This window comes from Stappia sp. ES.058 (assembly GCF_900105595.1).
GTDB lineage: Bacteria > Pseudomonadota > Alphaproteobacteria > Rhizobiales > Stappiaceae > Stappia.
On sequence record NZ_LT629784.1, the window covers coordinates 1,228,088 to 1,250,303 of the forward strand.

General features: G+C 63.2%; 11 protein-coding genes. 8 read left to right on the forward strand and 3 right to left on the reverse strand.

Translation table 11 applies throughout. From position 1 onward, the window contains the following. The first annotated feature begins 24 nt into the window (after nucleotides 1-24). The 4 genes from BLU32_RS05730 to BLU32_RS05745 all read left to right on the forward strand — a co-directional run bounded on the left by BLU32_RS05730 (nucleotide 25) and on the right by BLU32_RS05745 (nucleotide 5,836). Nucleotides 25-1,365 (forward strand): polysaccharide biosynthesis/export family protein, encoded by a 1,341-nt coding sequence (locus BLU32_RS05730; protein ID WP_208976983.1) that lies wholly within the window; start codon nucleotides 25-27, stop codon nucleotides 1,363-1,365. 116 nt (nucleotides 1,366-1,481) lie between these two features. Continuing rightward, entirely contained in the window at nucleotides 1,482-2,879 is a 1,398-nt protein-coding gene (locus BLU32_RS05735) for a capsule biosynthesis protein (protein WP_093810649.1), read from the forward strand. Then, on the forward strand, nucleotides 2,863-4,155 hold the full coding sequence (locus tag BLU32_RS05740; protein WP_093805386.1) for a capsule biosynthesis protein: 1,293 nt from the start codon (nucleotides 2,863-2,865) through the stop codon (nucleotides 4,153-4,155). The genes BLU32_RS05735 and BLU32_RS05740 overlap by 17 nt, the downstream gene beginning before the upstream one ends. Before the next feature lie 28 nt (nucleotides 4,156-4,183). Beyond that, entirely contained in the window at nucleotides 4,184-5,836 is a 1,653-nt protein-coding gene (locus BLU32_RS05745) for a capsular biosynthesis protein (protein ID WP_157727526.1), read from the forward strand. A gap of 6 nt (nucleotides 5,837-5,842) precedes the next feature. Here the strand turns inward: BLU32_RS05745 and BLU32_RS05750 are convergent, their stop codons facing one another. The 3 genes from BLU32_RS05750 to galE form a co-directional block, all read right to left on the reverse strand. Beyond that, complete coding sequence (locus BLU32_RS05750) at nucleotides 5,843-7,195, reverse strand: aminotransferase class I/II-fold pyridoxal phosphate-dependent enzyme (protein WP_093810651.1); 1,353 nt, start codon at nucleotides 7,193-7,195, stop codon at nucleotides 5,843-5,845. A 47-nt stretch (nucleotides 7,196-7,242) separates the two neighbouring features. Beyond that, nucleotides 7,243-14,826 (reverse strand): type I polyketide synthase, encoded by a 7,584-nt coding sequence (locus tag BLU32_RS05755; RefSeq protein ID WP_093805388.1) that lies wholly within the window; start codon nucleotides 14,824-14,826, stop codon nucleotides 7,243-7,245. A 536-nt stretch (nucleotides 14,827-15,362) separates the two neighbouring features. Next, nucleotides 15,363-16,397 carry a UDP-glucose 4-epimerase GalE gene (gene galE, locus BLU32_RS05760; protein ID WP_093805389.1) on the reverse strand — a complete coding sequence of 345 codons (1,035 nt, stop codon included), beginning with the start codon at nucleotides 16,395-16,397 and terminating at the stop codon, nucleotides 15,363-15,365. A 313-nt stretch (nucleotides 16,398-16,710) separates the two neighbouring features. On the opposite strand from galE, the gene BLU32_RS05765 reads away from it, so the two are divergent. From BLU32_RS05765 to cysN, 4 genes are all read left to right on the forward strand, one after another. Then, nucleotides 16,711-18,036, forward strand: coding sequence for a UDP-glucose/GDP-mannose dehydrogenase family protein (locus BLU32_RS05765; RefSeq protein WP_093805390.1), 1,326 nt, complete (start codon nucleotides 16,711-16,713; stop codon nucleotides 18,034-18,036). 35 nt (nucleotides 18,037-18,071) lie between these two features. After that, entirely contained in the window at nucleotides 18,072-18,923 is an 852-nt protein-coding gene (gene cysQ, locus BLU32_RS05770; RefSeq protein WP_093805391.1) for a 3'(2'),5'-bisphosphate nucleotidase CysQ, read from the forward strand. A gap of 257 nt (nucleotides 18,924-19,180) precedes the next feature. Further along, entirely contained in the window at nucleotides 19,181-20,089 is a 909-nt protein-coding gene (gene cysD / locus BLU32_RS05775) for a sulfate adenylyltransferase subunit CysD (protein ID WP_093805392.1), read from the forward strand. 10 nt (nucleotides 20,090-20,099) lie between these two features. Beyond that, entirely contained in the window at nucleotides 20,100-21,983 is a 1,884-nt protein-coding gene (cysN, locus tag BLU32_RS05780) for a sulfate adenylyltransferase subunit CysN (protein ID WP_093805393.1), read from the forward strand. Nucleotides 21,984-22,216: the final 233 nt, after the last annotated feature.

Genomic DNA, 22,216 nt, shown 5'->3' on the forward strand with positions numbered 1-22,216 from the left:
CGAAAGACGATTCACGGGACAGACATGCCGCGCCGCGCCGCACGGCGATTTGTTGCCAATTCCGGTCGAAAGGTTTCTGGTTCGTTAACCAATCCCGCCGACTATGTTGCCGATCGACAACACGCGGTTGTTACGCGCGCGGTCGAGTGGTTCCGCCTTGTAACGCACCTGTACGCGATGCTAACTGGAAACCGAATGACGCGGGTACGAAACCCGCCTTTAGTTGAGGCTTTTATGCGGTTTATCCTCCTTGCGGTACTGGGATTGGTGCTGTCCGGCTGTGCTGGTTTGCCGGGACAGGGGCCGACGGCCATCACCATTTCGTCGGAGGACATCGAGGGCGATGCGATTCGCTCCAACTATGTCTTGCTTTCGCTCGACAGCGAAATGCTGACAAAACTTCATGCCTATCGCCCCGCCCCGTTTGCAAGACAGTTTCGCTCGGTCCCGAACCGGGGGCGGTCGAGCCGTCTTGGCATCGGTGATCGCCTGGTGATCACAATCTGGGAGGCCGCGCCAGAAGGACTGTTTTCCACGCCCGACGGCAAGCAGGTCTCCGTTCCGTCCGTGATCGACGAGAGCGGATATATTTTTATCCCCTATGCCGGCAGGGTCCGGGCGAGGGGGCTCAGCGTCGAAGGATTGCGTGTCGCGATCCAGGAGCGGCTGAAGGGCAAGGCGATCGAGCCGCAGGTTCTGGTGACTGTCGAGGGCAGCGAGAGCACCGGCATCGTCGTGGTCGGCGATGTGAACAGCCCGGGCCAGTATACAATGTCTGTGCGCGGCATGCGGCTGCTGGAGGCCGTGGCACGCTCGGGCGGGTCCCGCGAGGCGACCTACGAAACGGTCGTGACGATCAAGCGCGGGAGTGCTTCTGGCGAGGCCCGGCTGGTCGATCTGATAAACTACCCGGAAAACAACATCTGGCTGACCGCGGGCGACAATGTGCTTGTGACGCACAAGCCCCGCACATTCTCCGCCTTTGGCGCGGTCAGGGAAACGAAACTGGTTCCCTTCAAGACGGAAACGGTCACACTCGCCGAAGGTCTCGCACAGGTGGGGGGGCTGAAGGATTTCTTCGCGGATGCGGCAGGCATTTTCCTCTTCCGCTTTGAGAACCGCGAGCTTGTCCGCCAGCTCAAAGGCGATGCGGTGGACAACATTGATGCGGTTCGCATTCCTGTCGTCTACAAGTTGAACCTGCGGCAGGCAGAGGCTTTCTTCCTCGCCCGGTCGTTCGAGATGCGTGACAAGGATATTATCTATGTCGCGAATCATCCGACGGCCGAGTTCGGCAAGTTCCTGCAAATCATCGGTCCGCTGCTGTCCAATGTGAACTCGGCGAATGGCTTGATAACCAACTGATATCCGGTTGAAGACTTGCCTCCGGGGCGTTCTTGGCAAACGGTTGGTCTCGGCCTTGCCGAGAAGTGCTCTGCCAACGCTTCGCGATTGATGGGCCGTCCTGCGATCGGAAGAAGATGACCGAGGAACCAAACCGGGAAGTCGACAGTGTATCGGGCGCGGGGCGTTCGAACGATGCCGCGCGTGTCGTGCTCTTCCTGCAAGGACCGCCGTCGGGGTTTCCACGCTGCGTCGCCGATGAGCTGGAAGCGCTCGGTCACAAGACCTTGCGCATCAATCTCAGCCTGTCCGACTGGTTCTTGTGGCATGATTCCCGTTGCGTGAACTTCCGGGGGCATTTGTCCGAGTGGCCGGCGTATCTGGAACGCCATTTGATCCGGCATGGCGTCACGGACATCGTGTTTTACCAGGATCGTTTTCCCTATCATTCGGTTGCGGTGGAGATCGCGGGCCGGCTCGGAGTGCGAGCGGTCGCCTACGAGAACGGATATCTGCGGCCCGACTGGATCACCGCCGAACTCGATGGCATGTCCGTACGTTCGCTTTTTCCCGACGACGTGGACGCGATCCGTGCCGCTGCAGCAGACCTGCCTCCCGTCGACATGACGGAACGTTACAGGCATCCTTTCTGGCAGGAAGCCATGCATGAGGTTGTGTGCAACCTTCTCAATGCGTTCGACCTGCTGGCGTTTCCGCGTTTTGTCGCGGACAAGTTCTATCATCCGCTTTTCGAGTACGTGATGACGTTGCCGCGGTTGCTGTTTGCCCGGCGACGCGACCGGGTCGCGACCATCCTGATCGATGACCTGGTCGAATCGAACTGTCCGGTTTTCGTCTTTCCCCTTCAGATGCAAAGCGACTACCAGCTTCGCTACAACGCGAAATACGATCATCTCGCCGATGCGCTTGAGGAGGTTTTTGCCTCCTTTTCCGCTCATGCGCATCCGGCCGCGCAACTCGTGGTGAAGCTGCACCCGATGGATCAGGGCATCGAGCCCTGGCGTCGCATCGTTCGTCGACTTGCGCGCCGGCATGGCATCAAGCGGCGCGTTCACCTGGTCGATGGCGGGCATCTTGTGACCCTGCTCAAGCATGCCTCGGGCGCCGTGATGGTCAACAGCACCACAGGACTGCATGCGGTCAAGGTCGGCTGCCCGGTCAAGGTGCTTGGCGTTGCCGTCTACGATCTGCCCGGGCTGACGTGCCAGTTGCCACTGGATCGCTTCTGGCGGATCCCGCAAGCGCCGGATCCCGAAACCTATCAATCCGTTCAGCGGCTGATGGGACATGCCATCCAGATCCAGGGCAATTTCCACTCCCGCGATGGCATGACCGCGGCGGCCCGCGAATTGGCCGCACGGATCGCGGGTGGGTTGGTCAATGTGCCAGGCTGTGTGGACCGCCCGGCGCCGCGCATCGAGCGTGCCCGTGCCCTTGGGGTTCCCGTGACCGTCGCCGAGGAAATCGCCGCACGCGGAAAAACCGGGAGGTGGAAGCGTGCCTGGCGCGGGTGAGCGGCGTTTCCTGTTCCTTCAAGGTCCGCTCTCGCCGCTGTATCGGCGCATCGGCCGGAAGCTGTCGGCGAAGGGACACACCGTTCAGCGGATCAATTTCTGTGTCGGTGACTGGCTGCATTGGCATGGAAGCGGCACGTTTGCATATCGCGGGCGCTTCGAGAACTGGCCGGAGTGGGTGGGGGCATGGCTTGAACGCGAGCGCGTCACCAACCTGGTGTTGCATGGCGATACGCGTCCGTATCATCGGCAAGCGGTGATTGCGGCGGAGCGTCTTGGCATTGCCGTGCATGTCACGGAACTGGGCGTGCTTCGCCCGGGCTTCATGACGCTGGAGCGGGGAGGGCTTGGCGTCTTGAGCCGGTTTCCCGTCGATGCGGATGCCATTGCCCAATTGAGTGCTTGCGCGGGGGCGGTCGATCTTTCCCCGCAATATCCGGGATCCTTCCCGCTGGAAGCCTGGCAGGACGTGAGTTATCACCTGCCGAATGTCGCGCTTGGCTGGCTGTTTTTTCCGCACCATCGACGACACACGCCCTTTCCGCCGGTTCTGGACTATGCGCTTTGGATTCGTAGACTGATTGCCGCGCCGGCCCGGCGGCGGCGCGCAAGCATCCTTCAGCAATCCATCCTCGCGCAGGACGCATCGTTGTTTGTCCTGCCGTTGCAGATGGAAGGCGACTACCAGATCGTTTCCCAGTCGCAATATTCATCCATGCGCGATGTGCTGCGAGATGTCTTGTTCTCCTTTGCCCGCCATGCGCCGGGCGAGGCGCGGCTTGTGATCAAGTCCCACCCGCTCGACAATGGCTGGACCGACTGGTCGTCGGAAGTGGCGTTGATTGCGAGCGAATTCAAACTCGGCAACCGGGTGGCATTTCTGGACGGCGGCGATCTGCATGCGATTGTCCGTGGTGCCGTCGGAGTTGTGACCGTCAATTCGACGGCTGGCCTCGAGGCCGTGCGCACAGGCGTTCCGGTCAAGACGCTTGCGCCCGCGATCTACGACAGCCCGGGCTTGACGCATCAGGGCGGTCTGGACGCGTTCTGGAACCGCCCGCAGCCACCCGATCCGGTGCGCGTCTCCGCGTTTGTGACCGCACTTGCCGCCACCACCCAGGTGCGCGGGACCATCCACAATCGCATGGGTCTGGATGACGCCGTCGAGGGAATCGCGGCACGGTTGCTGAAGCCTTGCGGCGACGATTTGGGGGCTGCGCCCCGCGACCCGCCGCCGCGCCTTGCCCGTGCGCGCGCGCTCGGCGTTCCGCTATAATCGCGATGATCAAGGAGTGGTGCACGAGGTGACGCATTGGCTTGGCGATCCGGCTCTGGGTGAGGCGAAAAAAGCGCTTGCCGCCGTCCTTCACGGCAGGGTGTCGACGCGCGCCCGCCCGCCTGGGCGGATTGAAAGCGTCATCACCGGTCTGACGCCGGCGCCGTTTTCCAGGCTTCATGCGCTGGCGCATGAGCGCAATGTGCCGTTGACGCTGGCGGCGTCCGCTTTGCTGCCGGCGGGCCTGCCCGCGCCGTTCTCCGGCGCGAGACTTGTGCTTCTCGTTCAGGTTTCAACAAACCGCCCCGCCGGCCAATTAGAGATTGCGCCGTTGCTGGGGGACGCATTGCGCCGACAAGACGCCGCCGAGCCGCCCGTTTTGCCCGCGCCGATCCTGCAGAACGTCGGCTACGATACGATCCGCGAAACGCTTCGGACCATGCTTGCAAGGGTACAGGGAGCGGAGGCTGCCGGTCTTGCGCAACCGGGCGAGCGGGCGATCGCCCATGCCTGGATGGTGCCCGGCACCTATGACGTTGCGCGGCCGTTGCGCGCCGACATGGCGGCGGAGGCCCTGCATGCGATGCGACGGCAGGTCGCGCTCGTGGACCGGCCGGTGTTTTGCTTCGGGGCAAAGCCCTGGAACCACAAGGCAATCGCTGCCGCCTTTGGCACCGACGTGCACCCTTTAAGCTTTTGCAAGGACGCAGGATCGGCAATCGCGGACGCTGCCGCTTCGGGCGGTCGGGTGTTGGGATGGGCAGCCGGGGTATCGAATGCCGATGAAGCGAGCGCCACGAATGCCGGTGTCGATCTCTGGCGCATAGAAGACGGGTTCCTGCGCTCCGTCGGTCTTGGTGCAGGACTTGCGCGCGGTGCAGCGCTCGCCTTCGACGACTGCGGGATCTATTTCGATGCGACACGTGAAAGCCGGATGGAGCGGCTCTTGAATGGACGGCAGTTGACGCCGGGCGAACGCGCCCGCGCGCAGGAGCTGCGCCGCCGCATCGTTTCGGCGCGCATGACGAAATACAACGTCGGCGCGCGCGGCCCGGTGCTCGCAGCGCCGCCGGGACGCGAGGCGATCCTTGTGCCGGGACAGGTGGCCGACGATGCCGGGGTGCGCCGCTCGCTCAGCGACGTCATCGACTGCGCCGGCTGTGCCAATGTCAATCTCGACCTGCTGCGGGCGGTGCGGGCGCGCAACCCGGACGCCTGGATCGTCTACAAGCCGCATCCCGACGTGGAGGCGAGGTTGCGTGCGGGGCGACTGGAGACAACCGAACTTCGCGGTCTTGCCGATCACATCGTCGCGGGCGGCAGCATCGTCGACGTGATCGAAACAGTGGACAGGGTGGAAACATTTTCCTCGCTTGCCGGCTTCGAGGCGCTCTTGCGCGACACGCCGGTCACCGTCCATGGCATGCCGTTTTATGCCGGCTGGGGTCTTACGCAGGATCTGACGGAAATGCCACGGCGAAGCGCCCGGCTCGATTTGGAGACCCTCGTGCACGTCGCATTTGTCGACTACCCCGTGACGCTCGATCCCAAGTCGCTGCGCCCCTGTCCGCCGGAGGTCTTGATCGAGCGTCTTGTGGCGCAGCGTGCCGATCCCGTCCACGGCGTCATTCGGCTGGTGCGCCAGCACGCATCGTGGTTTGGGCGCAAGATCGGCTTGTGAGGGGGATTAAGGGGCCTGGTCGGAAGACGGTGCGCTTTTCACCAGATCCGAAAAACGGGCGCTTTTCATCTTCATGGCCGCAAGTTCCTCCGCCGTCGCATCGACCGCGCGGTCGATTTGTTCGGCTGTGTGTTCGCTGGTGATGAAGAAGCGGATACGCGCGGACTTCTCTGCGACCGCGGGAAACACGATCGGCAGGACATTGATGCCGCGCTTGAGCAGACGGTTGCAAAGCGTTGCCGCACCAATGGAATCGCCGACGATGACGGGAATGACGCTGAAGCCGGCGCTTGGACCGGTGTCGAGGCCCGCAGTCTTCGCGCGCTCCAGAAAGCGGTGGCCGTTCCGGGTGAGTTGGCGAAGGCGGTCCGGCTCGCGCGCCATCACGTCGAGGGAGGCAAGGGCGGCCGCGGCAAGCGGGGGCGACAGCCCGACGGAAAAAACAAAGCCGGGGGCGGTGGCCCGCAGGTAGTCGCACAGGGCCTTCGAGCCGGCAATATAGCCGCCACAGGACGAGAATGTCTTCGACAGCGTGCCCATCCACATTTCCACGCCGGTCGGATCGATGCCGAAATGCTCGGCAATGCCGCATCCACGGGAACCCAATACGCCGACCGAATGCGCTTCGTCGACCAGAAGCCAGGCATCGAACATCTGCTTGATGCGGATGAGACGGGGCAGGTCCGGGAAATCGCCGTCCATGCTGTAGATGCCCTCGACCGCGATCAGCACGCGATCGAACTTGTGCCGGTGCTTGCTCAGCAGATGCTCCAGCGCATCGAGGTCGCCATGGGGAAAGTTCATTCGCGCCGCATGCGAAAGGCGCGCGCCCTCGCTGATTGAATTGTGAACGAGCGCATCCGTCACGATGAGGTCACTTGCGCCGAGAAGGTGGCCGATTGTGGTGACGTTCGTGGCATGGCCGCTAACCATCACCACCGCGTCCTCGACGCCATGCAGAGCAGCCAGACGCGCCTCGAGTTCGCGATGAACAGGACGCTCGCCGGCGACCACACGGCTTGCCGATGCGCTGGTGCCATAGGTCTCAAGCGCGGTTACGGCGGCCGCATTCACCTCCGGGTGGCCGTTCAGTCCGAGATAGTTGTACGACGCGAAATTGTCGTGCTGCACGCCGTCGATCACCGTCGTTGCACTGGCGACCCCTTCGTGCGGCTGGAAAAAGGGATTTTCCAGCCCGATCATGTCGGCTGCCGCGCGGTGCATGCTCAACTGACGGAAGGACGGAAGCTCGGAAAAATCGAAAGCCTTGGTAGCAGGGGGAGCGTTCGCCGGCGTCTCGGCACGCGCCGCCGGTTTGCGGTGACGCGCGGCCTCGTGGCCGGCCCTCAGGCTTGCCATCAGATCGCGCCGTCGCCCGGCGCCGGAAGCGTTGTCGCCCTCGCGGCTCACAACAGGCTCCTTATGTCTTGCGTCTTTTCCTCGATGCGTGCGGCGACGTCGGCCATGTCCTCGCTGCTGTCGAAGGCATCATCGCCCAGATGCTGCATCGCGTTCGTTCGTGCCGCTTCGGAAAGCCCGGCCCCTTCCTGACCTCCGGATTGCACCTGGTCGACGATCCGAGCCGCCATATCGGCAAGTGTCGCGCCGTTTGCCAGCGACATCAAGGGTATGTCGATGCCGAACTGGCGTTCGGCTGCCATTCTGAGTTCCAGTGCCATGAGGGAATCCATTCCCACTTCCGCAAGCGGCCGGGCCGGGTCGATTTCCTCTTCGCCGATGCGCAGGATGCGGCCGATCTCCACGCCAAGAAGTTGGCAAATCCGGCCAATTGCCGTTGGACGGTCGAGCCCCTCGAGCAGTTTGGCAAGATCGATTGCCGCTGCATCGCTGCCGGTCGCGTCTGCGCCGTCGGTGCCAAGACGCTCTGCATAGGGCGTGGCGAGAAGCGCGAGATCGCGCCGCGCCGCCGCCCAGTCGATGCGGGCGTAGCCGGTCGCGGCCTGTCGCACGTCGGTTTGCGGCTCGCTCATCAAGGCGGCAAGACCGTCGAGCGCTTCACGCGCGCTGAGCGCGTGACGTCCGAGCTTGCGGGCGAGCTTGTCGCCGACGTCGGCGTTGCGCGCCAGATACCCGGCATCGGAGATTGCGCCCCAGGCAACGGCAAGCGCCGGCAGACCTTCGGCCCGCCGTTTCGCCGCAAGCCCTTCAAGATAACCGTTGGCTGCAACATAGTTCGCCTGTCCCGGATTGCCCACCAATGTGGTCGCGGAGGAGAACAGGACGAAATGCGAAAGGTCGTCATCGCGGGTCAGGCGGTCGAGCAGATCCGCGCCGCCGATCTTCGGTGACAGGACCTTGCGCAACGCCGCTTCGTCCAGATTGGCGATGAGGGTGTCTTCCAGCACCATTGCCGTGTGATAGACGCCGGAAAGTCCGCCGCAGCTGTTGCGAATACGCCCGAGCGTGCCGGCAAGGGCCGCTTCCTCCGCGACATCGCAGGCATGCCCGGTCACCGTCACGCCGCGCTCCGCCATCTCCGCGATCAACTCGCGCGCGCCATCCGCCTCCTCGCCGCGGCGCGACAGGACCGCGATCGTGCGCGCGCCCATGTCGGCGAGCCGCCGGATCAGTTCCGCTCCGAAGCCGCCGAAGCCGCCGACGACCACATGCGCAAGGGCAGGGTGCAGGGACACCGGCGGGTGTGATCTCGTGTCCGTGCCCGCGCGGCTCTCCGGCGGGCGGATCACGATCTTGCCGATATGACCTGCCTGCTGCATCAGCCGGAAGGCTGCGACCGCGTCGTCGGGCTCGAAAGCGCGATAGGGAAGTGTATGAAGAACACCGTCGGTGAAGAACTGCATTACCTCACGCAGGAGACGCTGCGCGAGCGTCGGCTGGTGAACGAGGAGCTGATCCGCGTCGATACCGAAATAGCTGAGGTTTTGTCTGAAAGGTCGCAGGCCGAGGTGCGTGTTCTCGTAGAAGTCGCGCTTGCCGAGTTCCAGGAAGCGGCCAAAGGGTTTCAGGACCGACAGACTGCGTTCCATCGCTTCGCCCCACAGCGAGTTCAGCACCACATCGACACCCTTGCCCTTCGTGATCCGCATTATGTCATCGGCAAAGGCAAGCGAGCGGGAATCGAGCACGTGATCGACGCCAAGCCCGGCGAGCAGGGCGCGCTTCTCGGGGCTGCCGGCGGTGGCGAAAACCGTTGCCCCGACGTGTCGGGCAATCTGGATGGCGGCAAGTCCGACACCGCCGGCGCCGCCATGGATGAGCACGCTTTCCCCCGGGGCGAGTGCCGCCAGATGAGTGAGCGCGTAGTAGCTTGTCAAAAATGCGACCGGGATCGTTGCGGCCGCCTCGCTGGTCAACCCGTCTGCCGCGGGAACGCATCCCGACTCCGAGACGAGAACGTGACTGGAAAAACAGGCTGGTGCGAAGGCGATCACCCGGTCGCCGGGCTTCACGTTTCGTGCATCCGGGCCCACCCGCACAACCCGCCCGCAGCATTCCATGCCAAGGGTGGGACCGGCAAATCCGTCTTCAAGGGCCTCTTCCGGCAACAGGCCAAGCGCCCACATCACGTCGCGGAAATTGAGGCCCGCCGCCTCGACGACGATTTCGACGGCGTCACCGGTCGGCTGTGCGCGGGTCGCGTGCGTCCAGGTCAGCCGGTCGAGCGAGCCTTGCTGGACGATATCAAGCCGCATCGCATCATGTCGGGGCGTGCCGGCCTGTTCCAGGGCTGGCGGATCGATGCGATCTATCCGAAGACCCAGTCGGCTTTCGCCGTCGAGCACGACCTCGCGTTCGCCGTCGAGATGATCAATCTCCGAGGCGATGCGCAGGGCGGCAGTGCTCGGATCGAGATTTTTGCGAATGTCGAGCAGGCGGAATTCAGCATCCGGAAACTCGTTGATGGCGACCCGACCATAGGCCCAGACGCTGGCCTGGACCGGATCGGGGGCCTGGTTGCAGGCGGGGGCGCGCGCGCCCTCCGGAGCGACGATCAACAGCGGTCCGCCCGGCCGGGTCCGGCCGTTCAGGAGGCGCGTGAGCGCCCAAAGCCGTTGCGAACCGGCCTCAAGGGCGTTTTGCGATGCGCCGAACGCACCGTAGAGATCGATCACGCCATGTCGGGCGGCCTCGGCAAGATCGGTGTTCTTCGCCCAGGCATCCGGATCATCGAGGTCGAGCGACCAGTTGCGCTCCGACAGCTGCCGCGTTTCCGCCCCGGGAGCCGCAAGGCTCGCGTCGATACCACCGGTCGCGAGCGTCTCCTGCAAGGCGCAGGCGACTGCCCGTCCCGGTTCAGCGGCGTCGCAAAGGATCAGCATGCGACGCCGGTCTTCCGGCTCCGTTTCGTCCTGGCTCGCCGCCGGGGCCGGCGCAGGCGCGGACGCCAGAAGAAGGGTCGCCTCGGCCAGGCCGGTCTCCAGCGTCCGCGCGATCGCGGAGATGTAGCCCGCGCCATCGAATGCGTGGATCCATCCTTTTGTGCTCAGAAGCGACGCGACGGGCGCGGCTTCGCCGGCGTCGGCGCTCCACCAGTCCCGGCCGCAGCCGAGGATCAGATCGAAGGCAATGCTTGGCGCGCGCTCGACGGCAATCAGGTGTCCGTCGGTCGCCATAAGTCGCCTGATGTCCGTCAGCGTGACGGAACCGGCATGACAAAGGGAATCGCAGGCGAAGACAATGTCGTACCCTCTGGATTGCGGCAGGTTGGCGTCATCGATGGCGACAAAGCGCGTGTCCGACCGTCCACGCCACTGACGTTGCAGGCGATCCAGCGGCGCGTCCGCAGTGTCGGTGACCGTCATGTGCGCCGTGCGCGGGTCCAGTCGTTCGCTGATCGCGGCCGCAAGCCTCGGCCGGCGTGCCCCGACGAAAAGCACTGAGACCGGGCGATCTTCGGGCATTGTCCCGAGCACGTCTTCGGCCAGCGCTCGAAGCGTCGTTTCGAAGACGGAATTCGCCGGACTTTCGTGACGGTAGGCGTCCAGAAGGCCTGGCGTCGCAAAGGCTGAAGCCGTGTCAGGCAGGCCGTCGCGTAAGAGCGACGGCAGGTCGCGCGCAAGACGGGCGAGCAATGCCGCCTCGACGCCATGCTCGTTCGATGTTTCAAACAACATGCTCAAGAGCGTATCGGCGGAAAGCGCGGGGTCGGGAGGGGTGATCTGCCACAAGCCGTCGTTTTCCTGCGCCAGGTCGTGAAGCGCGAGCTCCTCCAGGAAATGAACAGCGAACGGAAGCGCCGACGCATGGATCTCGCCGGTGTCGGCGGCCGATGCGCACGACACTGGTCCTGTGCCAAGCACCTCGTGAAGGCCGTGGTGAACGACGGAGCGTGCCAGGGCGTCGAGCAGCAGCCGTTCGTCGCTCGGGCTGAAGCCGGTTTCGGCATCGGCGAGAAGGCCTGCTGCATCGGCCCGGGCGGCGATCGCCGCGGAGGAGAGACCAAGCGGGCTTTCCGAGCCCGCAAGAACCCGCGCCGCGACGCGATAGGCGCAAATCGGGCCCGCCTGGTTCAGATGGAAGTGCACGGCCTTGAAGCGGACGGCCGACAGTCGCGAAACCAGTTCGCCGTCGGCATCCAGATACGTGAAACTTGCAAGGATTGAGCGGGGGGTCGCCCGCTCGATCGTGATCCGGACCGAGGCAGGGCGCGCGGATGGATCGAACAGCTGGACCGTTCCGGCCCGCACCGGCAGGAAACCGCTGTCGGTCTGTCCGTTCTCGCGGATCGAGAGCAAAGCGAAAAGGCCATGAAACCCGGCGTCGGCAAGTGCCGGATGCAGGGAAAACGGGCGGTGCGCGTCGTGGTTTGACGCGGGCCGCAGGGCGAGGACGGCGATCCGTTCATCGAGCACGTCGGCATGGTCGGCAAGGCGGAAGGTTTCGCCGTATCCAAGCCCGTGCGCGCGCGTCATCTCGTAGATGGTGTCATGCGAAATGCGCAAGGAATGGCCCTGCGCGGAGTCGGATGCCGGGCGCGCGCCGTCGGCAATGGTCGGAGCGGCGGGGGTGCGAAATCCGGCGCGGGCGTGCAACGACCATTCGGCTCCGGCGAGGCGAGGCCGCGCGAAGATCTCGATCACACGATCATCGGCGGACAGCCGGACCTTGGTCTCCTGCGACTTTCCCGGATCCAGCACAAGCGGGCGCAGGATCTCGACATCGTGCAGCTCCGCCGTATCCCGCTCCGTCCAGTCAAGCGCGGTCCGCAACGCCATTTCCAGAAAGCCGGCGGCCGGAAACACCACCGCATCCTCGACCTTGTGATCGGCAAGAAACGGGTACAGGTCCGTGTCGATAACGTTGAACCATTCGCATCCGTCCGCCTTCAGCCGCGCACCGGCGAGCGGCCAGCTTCGCGGGCCCTGTATGCGCTCATCTGTTTCGCTCAAGACGAAGGGGACGGTCTGCCAAGGATAATTCGGAAGAGAGGGAAGATCGGACCCTTGCGGCCCGATGTAAAGGTCTGGATCGGGAGAGGCGCCGGCCGCGATGATCCGTGCCGCGACGAGGTCGAGCGCTTCCGGTTCCGGCGTCTTGTCCCCCGGCCGATCGAAGGACGGTACCACATTGGCCTGAGCGCCGACGGCGACCAGCGTATCGCGCAGATAGGTCGTCAGAAGCGGACGCGGGCCGATTTCGACGATGACGCCGGCACCGGCCTCGGCCAGTTTTTCGACCGCCCGGGAAAAGCGCACAGGCTGGCGCACGTTTTCCCACCAGTAGGTGGCGTCCGGCGTGACGGTCTCCGAATCCGGATGCACGGAGGAAAAGAAAGTGCGCGTGGCGGGAGAGGAGGCGATCGTGCCGAGTGCGTCCCGCAACGGAATTTCGATGGGGTCGACCAGTGCACTGTGGAACGGGTAGACGATCTCCAGCTTGCGCAGCGCCCAACGGTTGGTCCTGGCATGACGGGCAAAAGCGTCGATGCTGTCGGTTGGTCCCGTCACGGTAACGCTGCGCGCCGAGTTGATGGCAGACAGTTCAAGCCCGGGGAGCCCCGACGAGGCGATGGCTGCGCGGGCTTCGTCTTCCGGCAGGAGAAGCGCCGCCATCGAGCCAAGGTGACGAACCACCTCCTGCTGTGTCGAGCGGACGTGGATGATGCGGGTCGCGGTCTTCAGGTCCAGCATGCCAGCGCACCAGGCCGCGGCGATTTCGCCGACACTGTGACCAATGACCATGTCCGGGCTGATGCCGCGCTGTTTCAGCGCCTGCACCATCGCGACCTGAAGAGCGAACAGAAGCGGTTGCGCAATTTCCGTTCGTCCGATTTCCGTATCCAGATCGGCGGAAAACAGCATCGTGACGAGGGACCATCCGGATACCGCCATGAAATGACGGTCGGTTGTTTCGAAGGCTTCGCGAAACGCGCCGTCGGCTTGATAGGCCTGCTGCCCCATTCCGGCCCATTGCGCGCCATTGCCGGAAAATGCAAAGGCAAGACCGCCGCGCGTGGCCAGACTGCGACCTGTGACAGTCGCCGGGGTCGGCTTGCCGTCCGCAAAGGCCGCAAGCGCAGCGCGTTTCGTGTCGCCATCGCCCAGCACCACCAGGCGGAGGTCATGCAGATCCCGGGTCCGGATCGCTGCATCGGCGATGGCTCCCGGCGAGACGCCCGGCTGTCCGTGAAGCGTGCCGTAGCCCCTGGCGAGATCGCGAAGGGCCGCTTCGCTGCGCGCCGATATGATCAGCGGCGCATTGTCGGCAACCGCGCTCTTCGGCTCCGGCCAGGGTGCGACCTCGCCGATGACGGTATGCGCGTTGGTTCCGCCAAAGCCGAAGGAGTTGATCCCGGCAAGCTTGTGGGTGGTATCGCCGTGCAGGGAAACCGGAGCGCTTGCGACAGACAGGTTCAGCGCGGCGAAATCGATGTGCGGATTGGGCGTGTCGAAGTGAAGTGAACGGGGCAGAATGCCGTTTTGCAGGGCGAGCACCGACTTCAGGATCCCCACGAGACCGGAGACCGGCTCCAGATGTCCGACATTGGTCTTGGCCGACCCTATCGGCAGGACCTCGCTGCGGGCGCGTCCGATCACCTGTCCGAGCGCATTGGCTTCGGCCGGATCGCCGACCTGCGTTCCCGTTCCATGGGCCTCGATGAAGGCGAGGTCGTCCGCCGAGAGGTCGAGATCGTCATAGATTGAGCGCAGCAAGGACGTTTGTGCGGGAGAGGAGGGGAGCGACAGTCCGGCCGTGCGCCCGTCGGCATTGATCCCGGTCGCGAGAATCCGCGCGCGCGCCGCGACACCTGGACCGTCGCGACGCAGCACGAGAGCGACCGCGCCTTCCGAGCGCACATAGCCGTCGCCCGACGCGTCGAAGGCGCGACACAGACCCTGCGACGACAGCATCGAGGCACGAGAAAAGCCGATGAAGGAAAACGGGCTGAGCAGCAGGTTGACGCCGGCAACGATGGCGGTGTCGATCTGTCCGCTCTCGATGGCGGCGACCGCCTGGTGCAAGGCCACCAGCGAAGAGGAGCAGGCTGTGTCGAGGGTGAAACTCGGACCCTGGAGGTCGAAAATATAGGAGACGCGGTTGGCAACGATCGACAAGGTGTTGCCGGTCATCGTCTGGATGTCGACCGCCGGCATGTCGAAGAGCAGTCCCTGATGGTAATCGAGCGCAGACGCGCCGACATACACCCCGGTGTTGGTGCCGGCGAGGTCCGACGGCTTCAAACCGGCGTCCTCGATTGCCTCCCAGACGACCTGGAGCAACAATCGTTGCTGCGGGTCGATCTGAACCGCCTCGCGTGGAGAGATTCCGAAGAAGCTCGCGTCGAACCCCCAGACGTCGTCAATCTGTCCGGCCGCGAAGGTCGCGCTGCGCCCCGGCGTGGTCGGTTCCGGATGATAGAAGCGGGACGTGTCGAAGCGGTTCTCGCCGACCCGGGTAATCGTACAGCGACCGTCTTCCAGCACGCGCCAGAAGTCCTGCACCGAGTTTGCACCGGGAAGGCGCGCGGCATAGCCGGAAATGATCGTGTTGAAAGCCCGAAGGGACATCCGGTTTTCTCTCGTGTCGACGCTGCGCCGAGCGTCCTGGTCGGTGGAACGGCCGTTTTTCTGAAGCGCAATCGTGAGGATCAGCTAGGGTGTGGAGCCATAAATGAGATTGCCATGGTTTGAGGCGGATTGCGTCTCTTCAACGAGCGTAAGCGCCGAGAAATGCAGGTATTTTCAAGCCTTTCGCGACGAAGAGGAGGCGCAATCCGGTCAAATCCGAAGGACAGGAAATGGCTTCGCTTTGCATCGTCAGCGCGCTTGACCGGGCACCCGGCCCGCTCTGCACGCCCTTCCTCGCAATTCATCGCCATTTTCCATGCCATGTCAGCCTCATTTATGGGTCCACACCCTAAGGCGTGGCGTTCATGCCCGCCGCTTTCCTCTTTTGTTGGCTCATACGCACAGCAGCAATCGGTTTTTATTGGGATTGTGCATTTATTGCACTGCCCGTGATTCTGCTAAACAAATCAGATAACGCGCGAAGCGTCGAGATTGTGGCATCTTGCATGATAAATGAGACGGCATCCGGGCCTGGCTCATCGAGTCTTCGTTGCGATGGGCGCAGATCCGTCGGTCCCGGACGCCGGCGCGTTGCGGGCACGCAGTTTGCGTTCCCAATCGACTGCGTGGCGAGCGATCGTCGGCAGGTCGTGATGGGCCGGTTGCCAATCGAACAAGGAGTGTATCTTGCGGTTGTCGGCGACGACGCGGGCGGAGTCGCCGTCGCGCCTTTCGCCGAAGCGCAAGGGAAAGTCGACCCCGGCAGCCTCCTTCACCGCATCAATGACCTCGAGCACGGAAAAGGCCTGCCCGTAGCCGCAATTTGCGGTGAAGCTCTCGCCTCCGTCGCGCAGGTGGCGAAGTGCCAGGAAATGCGCCTCCACGAGATCGCTCACATGAACGAAATCGCGTTCCGCCGTTCCATCGCGTGTCGGATAGTCGGTGCCGTAGACCGTGATCCCGTCCCGTATTCCGAGTGCCGCCTCGCAGGCGACCTTCAGAAGATGTGTTGCTCCTGCGGTCGACTGGCCGGCGCGCCCCTGCGGGTCGGCTCCGGCAACATTGAAATACCGCAAGGCGCCATAGCGAAGGCCTGTGGCCCGTGCCGTGTCATGCAAAATCGCCTCGACCATCAGTTTTGATGCCCCATAGGGCGCCAGGGGTTTGGTGCGGGCCGTTTCGGACACAGGGTGGTCTCCCGGGTCGCCATAGACCGCGGCCGTCGAGGAAAACAGAATGCGTCGGATGTCGCGGGCGAGGCAGTTTTCGATCAGGTCACGCGAGGCACAGGTGTTGTTGCCGTAGTACTTCAAAGGGTCCGTGATCGATTCAGGCACGATGGCGGAGCCGGCGAAATGAATCACGGCGTCGATGTCTGCGACGGTGCAGGCCTTTTCAAGAACGTGCTGATCGCGGGCGTTTCCTTGAATGAAATGCGCCTGTCCGGGAACCGCCCAGTCGTGCCCGGTGCTCAGGTCGTCGATAACGACGACGGTTTCGCCGGCATCAAGCAGGCGCCAGACCATGTGGCTGCCGATGTATCCAGCGCCGCCGGTGACAAGTGTCGCCATTGTTGTTCTCCGGATCCCGGGTGGGTGTGCAGCGAATCATTCCGGTTGTCTGTTGATCCATCAAACCGTTGAGTTACCGGCTTGACAAACCGATGGCAAGCGAACACCAACGCCATGTCTTCTTGGGAAAATCGGCTGCGAAAGGGCGTATCGGAGGGGCCTTGTCGCATTTTCGTCGCAGACGCGTTCCTATAGACGTGTCTGGTCCGTCGGGCGCGCCCCGTCCTTTGCGGTCACCCTTTGAAGACTGAGCCTGCCGACGCGCCCGTCGCCGGCAAGCTGCGTCTGTCTCGTATCGACTTCAGGAGCACCCATGCGCATTGCGATGATTGGAACCGGATATGTCGGACTTGTGTCCGGCGTGTGTTTTTCAGAGTTCGGTTTTGACGTGACCTGTGTCGATATCGACGCCGACAAGATCGCCCGGCTGAACGCCAAGGAAGTTCCGATATACGAGCCCGGGCTCGATGCGCTGATCGAGCGCAATCTCGAGGCCGGACGCCTCGCTTTCACCACGGAGTTCGATGCCGCGGTCGCGGCCTCCGACGTTGTCTTCGTTGCGGTCGGCACGCCGTCGCGAAGAGGGGACGGCGAAGCGGACCTCACATATGTCTATGAGGCGGCCCGGCAGATCGCGCGCGTCATGCGTGAGGGGACGGTCGTGGTGATCAAGTCGACGGTCGTGGTGGGAACCTGCAGGAAAGTGGCCGAGATCCTGCGACAGGAACGGCCCGGGGTCGACTTCTCGGTCGCCTCCAATCCCGAGTTCCTGCGCGAGGGCTCGGCGATCGAGGATTTCATGCGGCCCGACCGGGTCGTTGTCGGTGCCGAGGACGAGAGGGCCGAAGCCACGCTTCGCCGCCTGTACCAGCCGCTGTATCTGCGGGAAACGCCGATCCTCTTCTCGACGTTGGAAAACGCCGAAATCACCAAATACGCGGCCAATGCGTTCCTGGCGCTGAAGATCACCTTCATCAACGAAATCGCGAACCTTTGCGAGAAAGTCGGCGCGGATGTCCAGAAGGTGGCAAGCGGAATTGGACTGGACAACCGCATTGGCGGCAAGTTCCTGCATGCCGGGCCGGGCTACGGCGGGTCTTGTTTTCCCAAGGATACGGCAGCGCTTGCCGCGACCGGACAGCGGCACGGAACGCCATTGCACCTGGTGGAAACAACCATCGAAGTGAACGAGGCGCGCAAGCGCGAGATGGCGGAGCGCGTCCTTGCGGCACTCGGCCCTGCTCCGGAAGGGAAATCCGTGGCAATCTTTGGGATCGCCTTCAAGCCGAATACGGACGATGTGCGGGACGCGCCGTCGCTGGTGATCGTACCGGCGCTACAGGCCCGCGGTGTCCGCGTCGTCGTACATGATCCCGAGGCGCGCGCGCAGGCCGAGCCGCTGCTTCCTGGCGCGGAATGGCGCGACAATCCCTATGACGTCGCCGACGGCGTTGATGTGCTTGCCGTGGTAACCGAATGGAACCTCTATCGGGGCCTCTCGCTGGACGAGATCGCCGCACGCATGCGCGGCAACACCGTGATCGACATGCGCAACATCTGGCGCAGCGAGGATGTTGCGAAGGCCGGCCTGAACTATCACGGCATCGGCAAGGCTCCGGCTTCGCGAGGGACGATGTGAAGACGGGAGGCGCCGGATCGAGCCGGGAGGGGATCATGCCGATCGGAGAAGAGCTTCATGCGCTGGCAGGATTGTGTGATGACGCGGGCGACCTGATCCTGACGTATTTTTGCGATGGCGTTCGCGTCGACCGCAAGGCAGACGACAGCCCGGTCACTGAAGCCGACAGACGGGCGGAAGACGTTATTCTCTCCGGCCTTGCCCGCCTTTATCCGAATATTCCCGTCGTTGCCGAAGAAGCTGCGTCGGGCGGCCGGGTTCCGGAGATTTCGGATCGTTTCTTTCTGGTGGACCCGCTTGACGGCACGCGTGAATTCGTGTCCGGGCGGGGAGATTTCACCGTCAACATAGCGTTGGTGGAAAACGGCCAGCCGGTTCTGGGCGCCGTGTTCGCCCCGCATCGCGGAACGGCGTTTGTCGGGAACGTTGGCACGGGTGCTTTCGAGCGGATGTCGCAGGCGCAAGCCGGTTCGCAATGGCGCAAGATCGCTGTTCGCAGCCGCGCTCCGGCAAACCCGATCGCCGTTGCCAGCCGCTCGCATCGTGACGCGAAGACGGATGATCTGCTTGACCGTCTTGCGATGGATGAGCGGGTGAGCGTGGGCTCTTCGCTCAAGTTCTGCCTCCTGGCGCGCGGTGATGCCGATTTTTATCCGCGCTTCGGTCGCACCATGGAATGGGACACGGCTGCTGGACATGCGGTTCTCGTCGCGGCCGGGGGGCGGGTTGCCGGTCTTGACGGCGGACCATTTCTCTACGGAAAGCGCAACCAGTCGTTCGACAGCGACTTTGCCAATCCGGGCTTCCTTGCCGCCGGCGACGACAACCTGATTGCCCGCGCCGCCGCGCTGAACCTTGCGACGAACGGTTCTGACACCACGATTTGACCGAGATTTTTTACGTAGCGGCTATTGTCGGCAATTCTGTTCCTCGTTCGATCGCCTGTATCCAAATATCAAGGCAACAGATGAAATATCGCAACCTTGGGTAGCGAATAATTGACATTCAACCAAACGGGTTTTACCGCTTGCGACTGGAAACAGGCAACGTTCGCGCGCATTCGGTTCAACTGCCGTGAGGCTAAAAAACGTCGGAGTTGCGGGGGTCAGGAGAGGCCGCGTAGGGTGCCCGGCTTGAGGAGTAGATGGTGTACAGTCGAACCAGCCAGCTTTCTCGACTTGAAGCGCAGTCCATCGAGATCATCCGCGAGGTGGTTGCGGAGATGGCCCGCCCGGTGATGCTTTATTCGATCGGCAAGGATTCCAGCGTGATGCTGCATCTTGCCCGCAAGGCATTCTATCCCGCGCCGCCGCCGTTTCCTCTGCTTCACATCGACACCACGTGGAAGTTTGGCGAGATGATCGCCTTTCGGGACCGCATGGCGGCGGAGGCTGGTATGGATCTCCTGGTTCACACCAATGCACAAGGCCTCGCCGACGGGGTGAACCCTTTCGATCACGGCGCGTCCTACTACACCCGGATCATGAAGACCGATGCGCTCAAGCAGGCGCTGGATCACTACGGGTTCGATGCGGCCTTTGGCGGTGCACGGCGGGATGAGGAAAAGTCCCGGGCGAAGGAGCGGATATTCTCCTTTCGCACGCCGCAGCACGGCTGGGACCCGAAGAACCAGCGCCCGGAGCTCTGGTCGATCTTCAACACGCGGGTTCGGCGCGGAGAGTCCTTGCGTGTCTTCCCGTTGTCGAACTGGACCGAACTCGACATCTGGCAGTACATCCGCTCCGAAAACATCCCGATCGTACCGCTCTACTACGCGGCGGAACGGCCGGTGATCGAGCGCGACGGTACGCTGGTGATGGTCGACGACGACCGGATGCCGCTCACTGCTGGCGAGACGCCCGAGATGCGGCGCGTGCGGTTCCGTACCCTTGGCTGTTATCCGCTGACCGCCGCGATGGATTCGGAGGCCGATACGCTGGACGGCATCGTCACCGAAATGCTGATCGCCCGCACGTCGGAGCGCTCGGGGCGGCTGATCGATCATGACGAGGCTGCGTCGATGGAAAAGAAAAAGCGCGAAGGCTACTTCTGAGGATGTCGACATGAACCAGCTCCCATCTCTTTCCGGGCCTGCAATGAACGTGCTCGATGATCATGACCAGAAAGGCCTTCTGCGCTTTCTCACCTGCGGCAGTGTGGATGATGGCAAATCGACGCTGATCGGGCGGCTTCTTCACGACACCAAGCGGGTGCTGGAGGATCAGGTCGCTGCCCTGCGCAGCGATTCTCGCAAATACGGCACCCAGGGCGACAACATCGACTTCGCGCTCCTGGTCGACGGTCTGGAAGCGGAACGCGAGCAGGGCATCACCATCGATGTCGCTTATCGGTTCTTTGCCACCGATGCCCGCAAGTTCATTGTCGCCGACACGCCGGGCCATGAGCAATACACCCGCAACATGGCGACCGGGGCTTCGAACTCCGATCTCGCGGTGATCCTGATCGATGCGCGCAAGGGCGTGCTTCAGCAGACACGGCGGCACTCCTTCATCGTGTCGCTGTTGGGCATTCGCCATGTTGTCGTCGCGGTCAACAAGATGGATCTGGTCGACAATGACGCGAAGGTTTTTGAGCGGATATCGGACGATTACCGCGCCTTTGCGGGCGGCTTCGGCTTCGAGACCCTGCAGGTGATCCCGATCTCGGCGCTGACCGGCGACAATGTCTCCGCGCGGGCGGCAGGGATGGACTGGTACGAGGGGCCGACGCTGCTGGCGCATCTGGAGACTGTCGGGATCGCGGGAGAGATTTCCGAGGGACCGTTTCGAATGCCCGTGCAGTGGGTAAATCGTCCCGATCTCGATTTTCGCGGCTATTGCGGCACGCTCGTTGGCGGGCGGGTTCGTCCCGGCGACCCAATTGCCGTGGCGGCTTCGGGACGACAGGCGACCGTTGAGCGAATCGTCACGATGGATGGCGATCTTGACGAGGCGTTCGCCGGCGATGCGGTGACGCTCACCTTGAAGGAAGAGATCGACATTTCGCGCGGCGACGTGCTGTGCGCGCCCGATCAGCGTCCGGAGGTGGCGGAAAGGATCGGGGCGCATTTGATCTGGATGGATGACAAGCCGCTGGTTGTGGGACGCACCTATGCGATCAAGGCCGGAAAGCGGCTTGCGTCTGCGAGTGTGACCGGCATCGACCATGGCATCGACGTCAACACTCTTGAGCACCAACAGGTGGAGACGCTTGCGCTCAACGGTATCGGGTACTGTGAACTTGCCCTGTCGACGCCGGTGGCCTTCGACCCCTATGAGGTCAACCGCGATATGGGGGCGTTTGTCCTGATCGATCCGCTGACCAACCATACGGTGGCGGCCGGCATGATCTGGAAGGCGTTGCGCAAGGCCGACAATATCCACCGACAGGCTTTTGATATCGACCGGTCGGCGCGCGCCGCGCTCACCGGACAGGCGCCGAAGGTTTTGTGGTTCACAGGTCTGTCCGGTGCGGGAAAATCCACAGTGGCCAATCTGGTCGAACAACGCCTCCATGCCATGGGACGGCTGACCTTCCTGCTTGACGGCGACAACGTGCGCCACGGGCTCAACAAGGATCTCGGGTTCTCCGAGGCCGACCGGGTGGAAAACATCCGTCGTGTCGGCGAGGTGGCGAAACTCTTCACCGAGGCGGGCCTGATCACCCTCGTGTCCTTCATCTCGCCCTTCCGTTCCGACCGTGAGATGGCGCGCGACCTGTTCCGGCCTGGCGAATTCATCGAGATCCACGTTCACGCCCCGCTCGAAGTTGCCGAAGCCCGGGATTCCAAGGGGCTTTACAAGAAGGCCCGTGCCGGTGAGATCCGCAACTTCACAGGGATCGACAGCCCCTATGAAGCGCCGGACGGAGCCGAGATCGTATTGAACACCGATGGAGCGGATCCGGGAGCGCTCGCGGATGAGGTGATCCGTTATCTCGATCTCTAGTGGTTCGATTCCGACGCTTGCCTCCCCGTGCAACACCGCCGCAGCAAATGTCGAAATCAAGAGAACCACTAGATAAATATATGATTTTATTGGAGCTTTTGAATTTGACATTTGATCAGGAGCCTCGCCGCAAACGGGACTCAAGTGTCAAATTCGCTCCACGCTAAAACGGGGAGCACGGTCTCGAGAGCGTTGCACGCACGACGGGTTGCCTCGGTCTTGATCATTTTAGA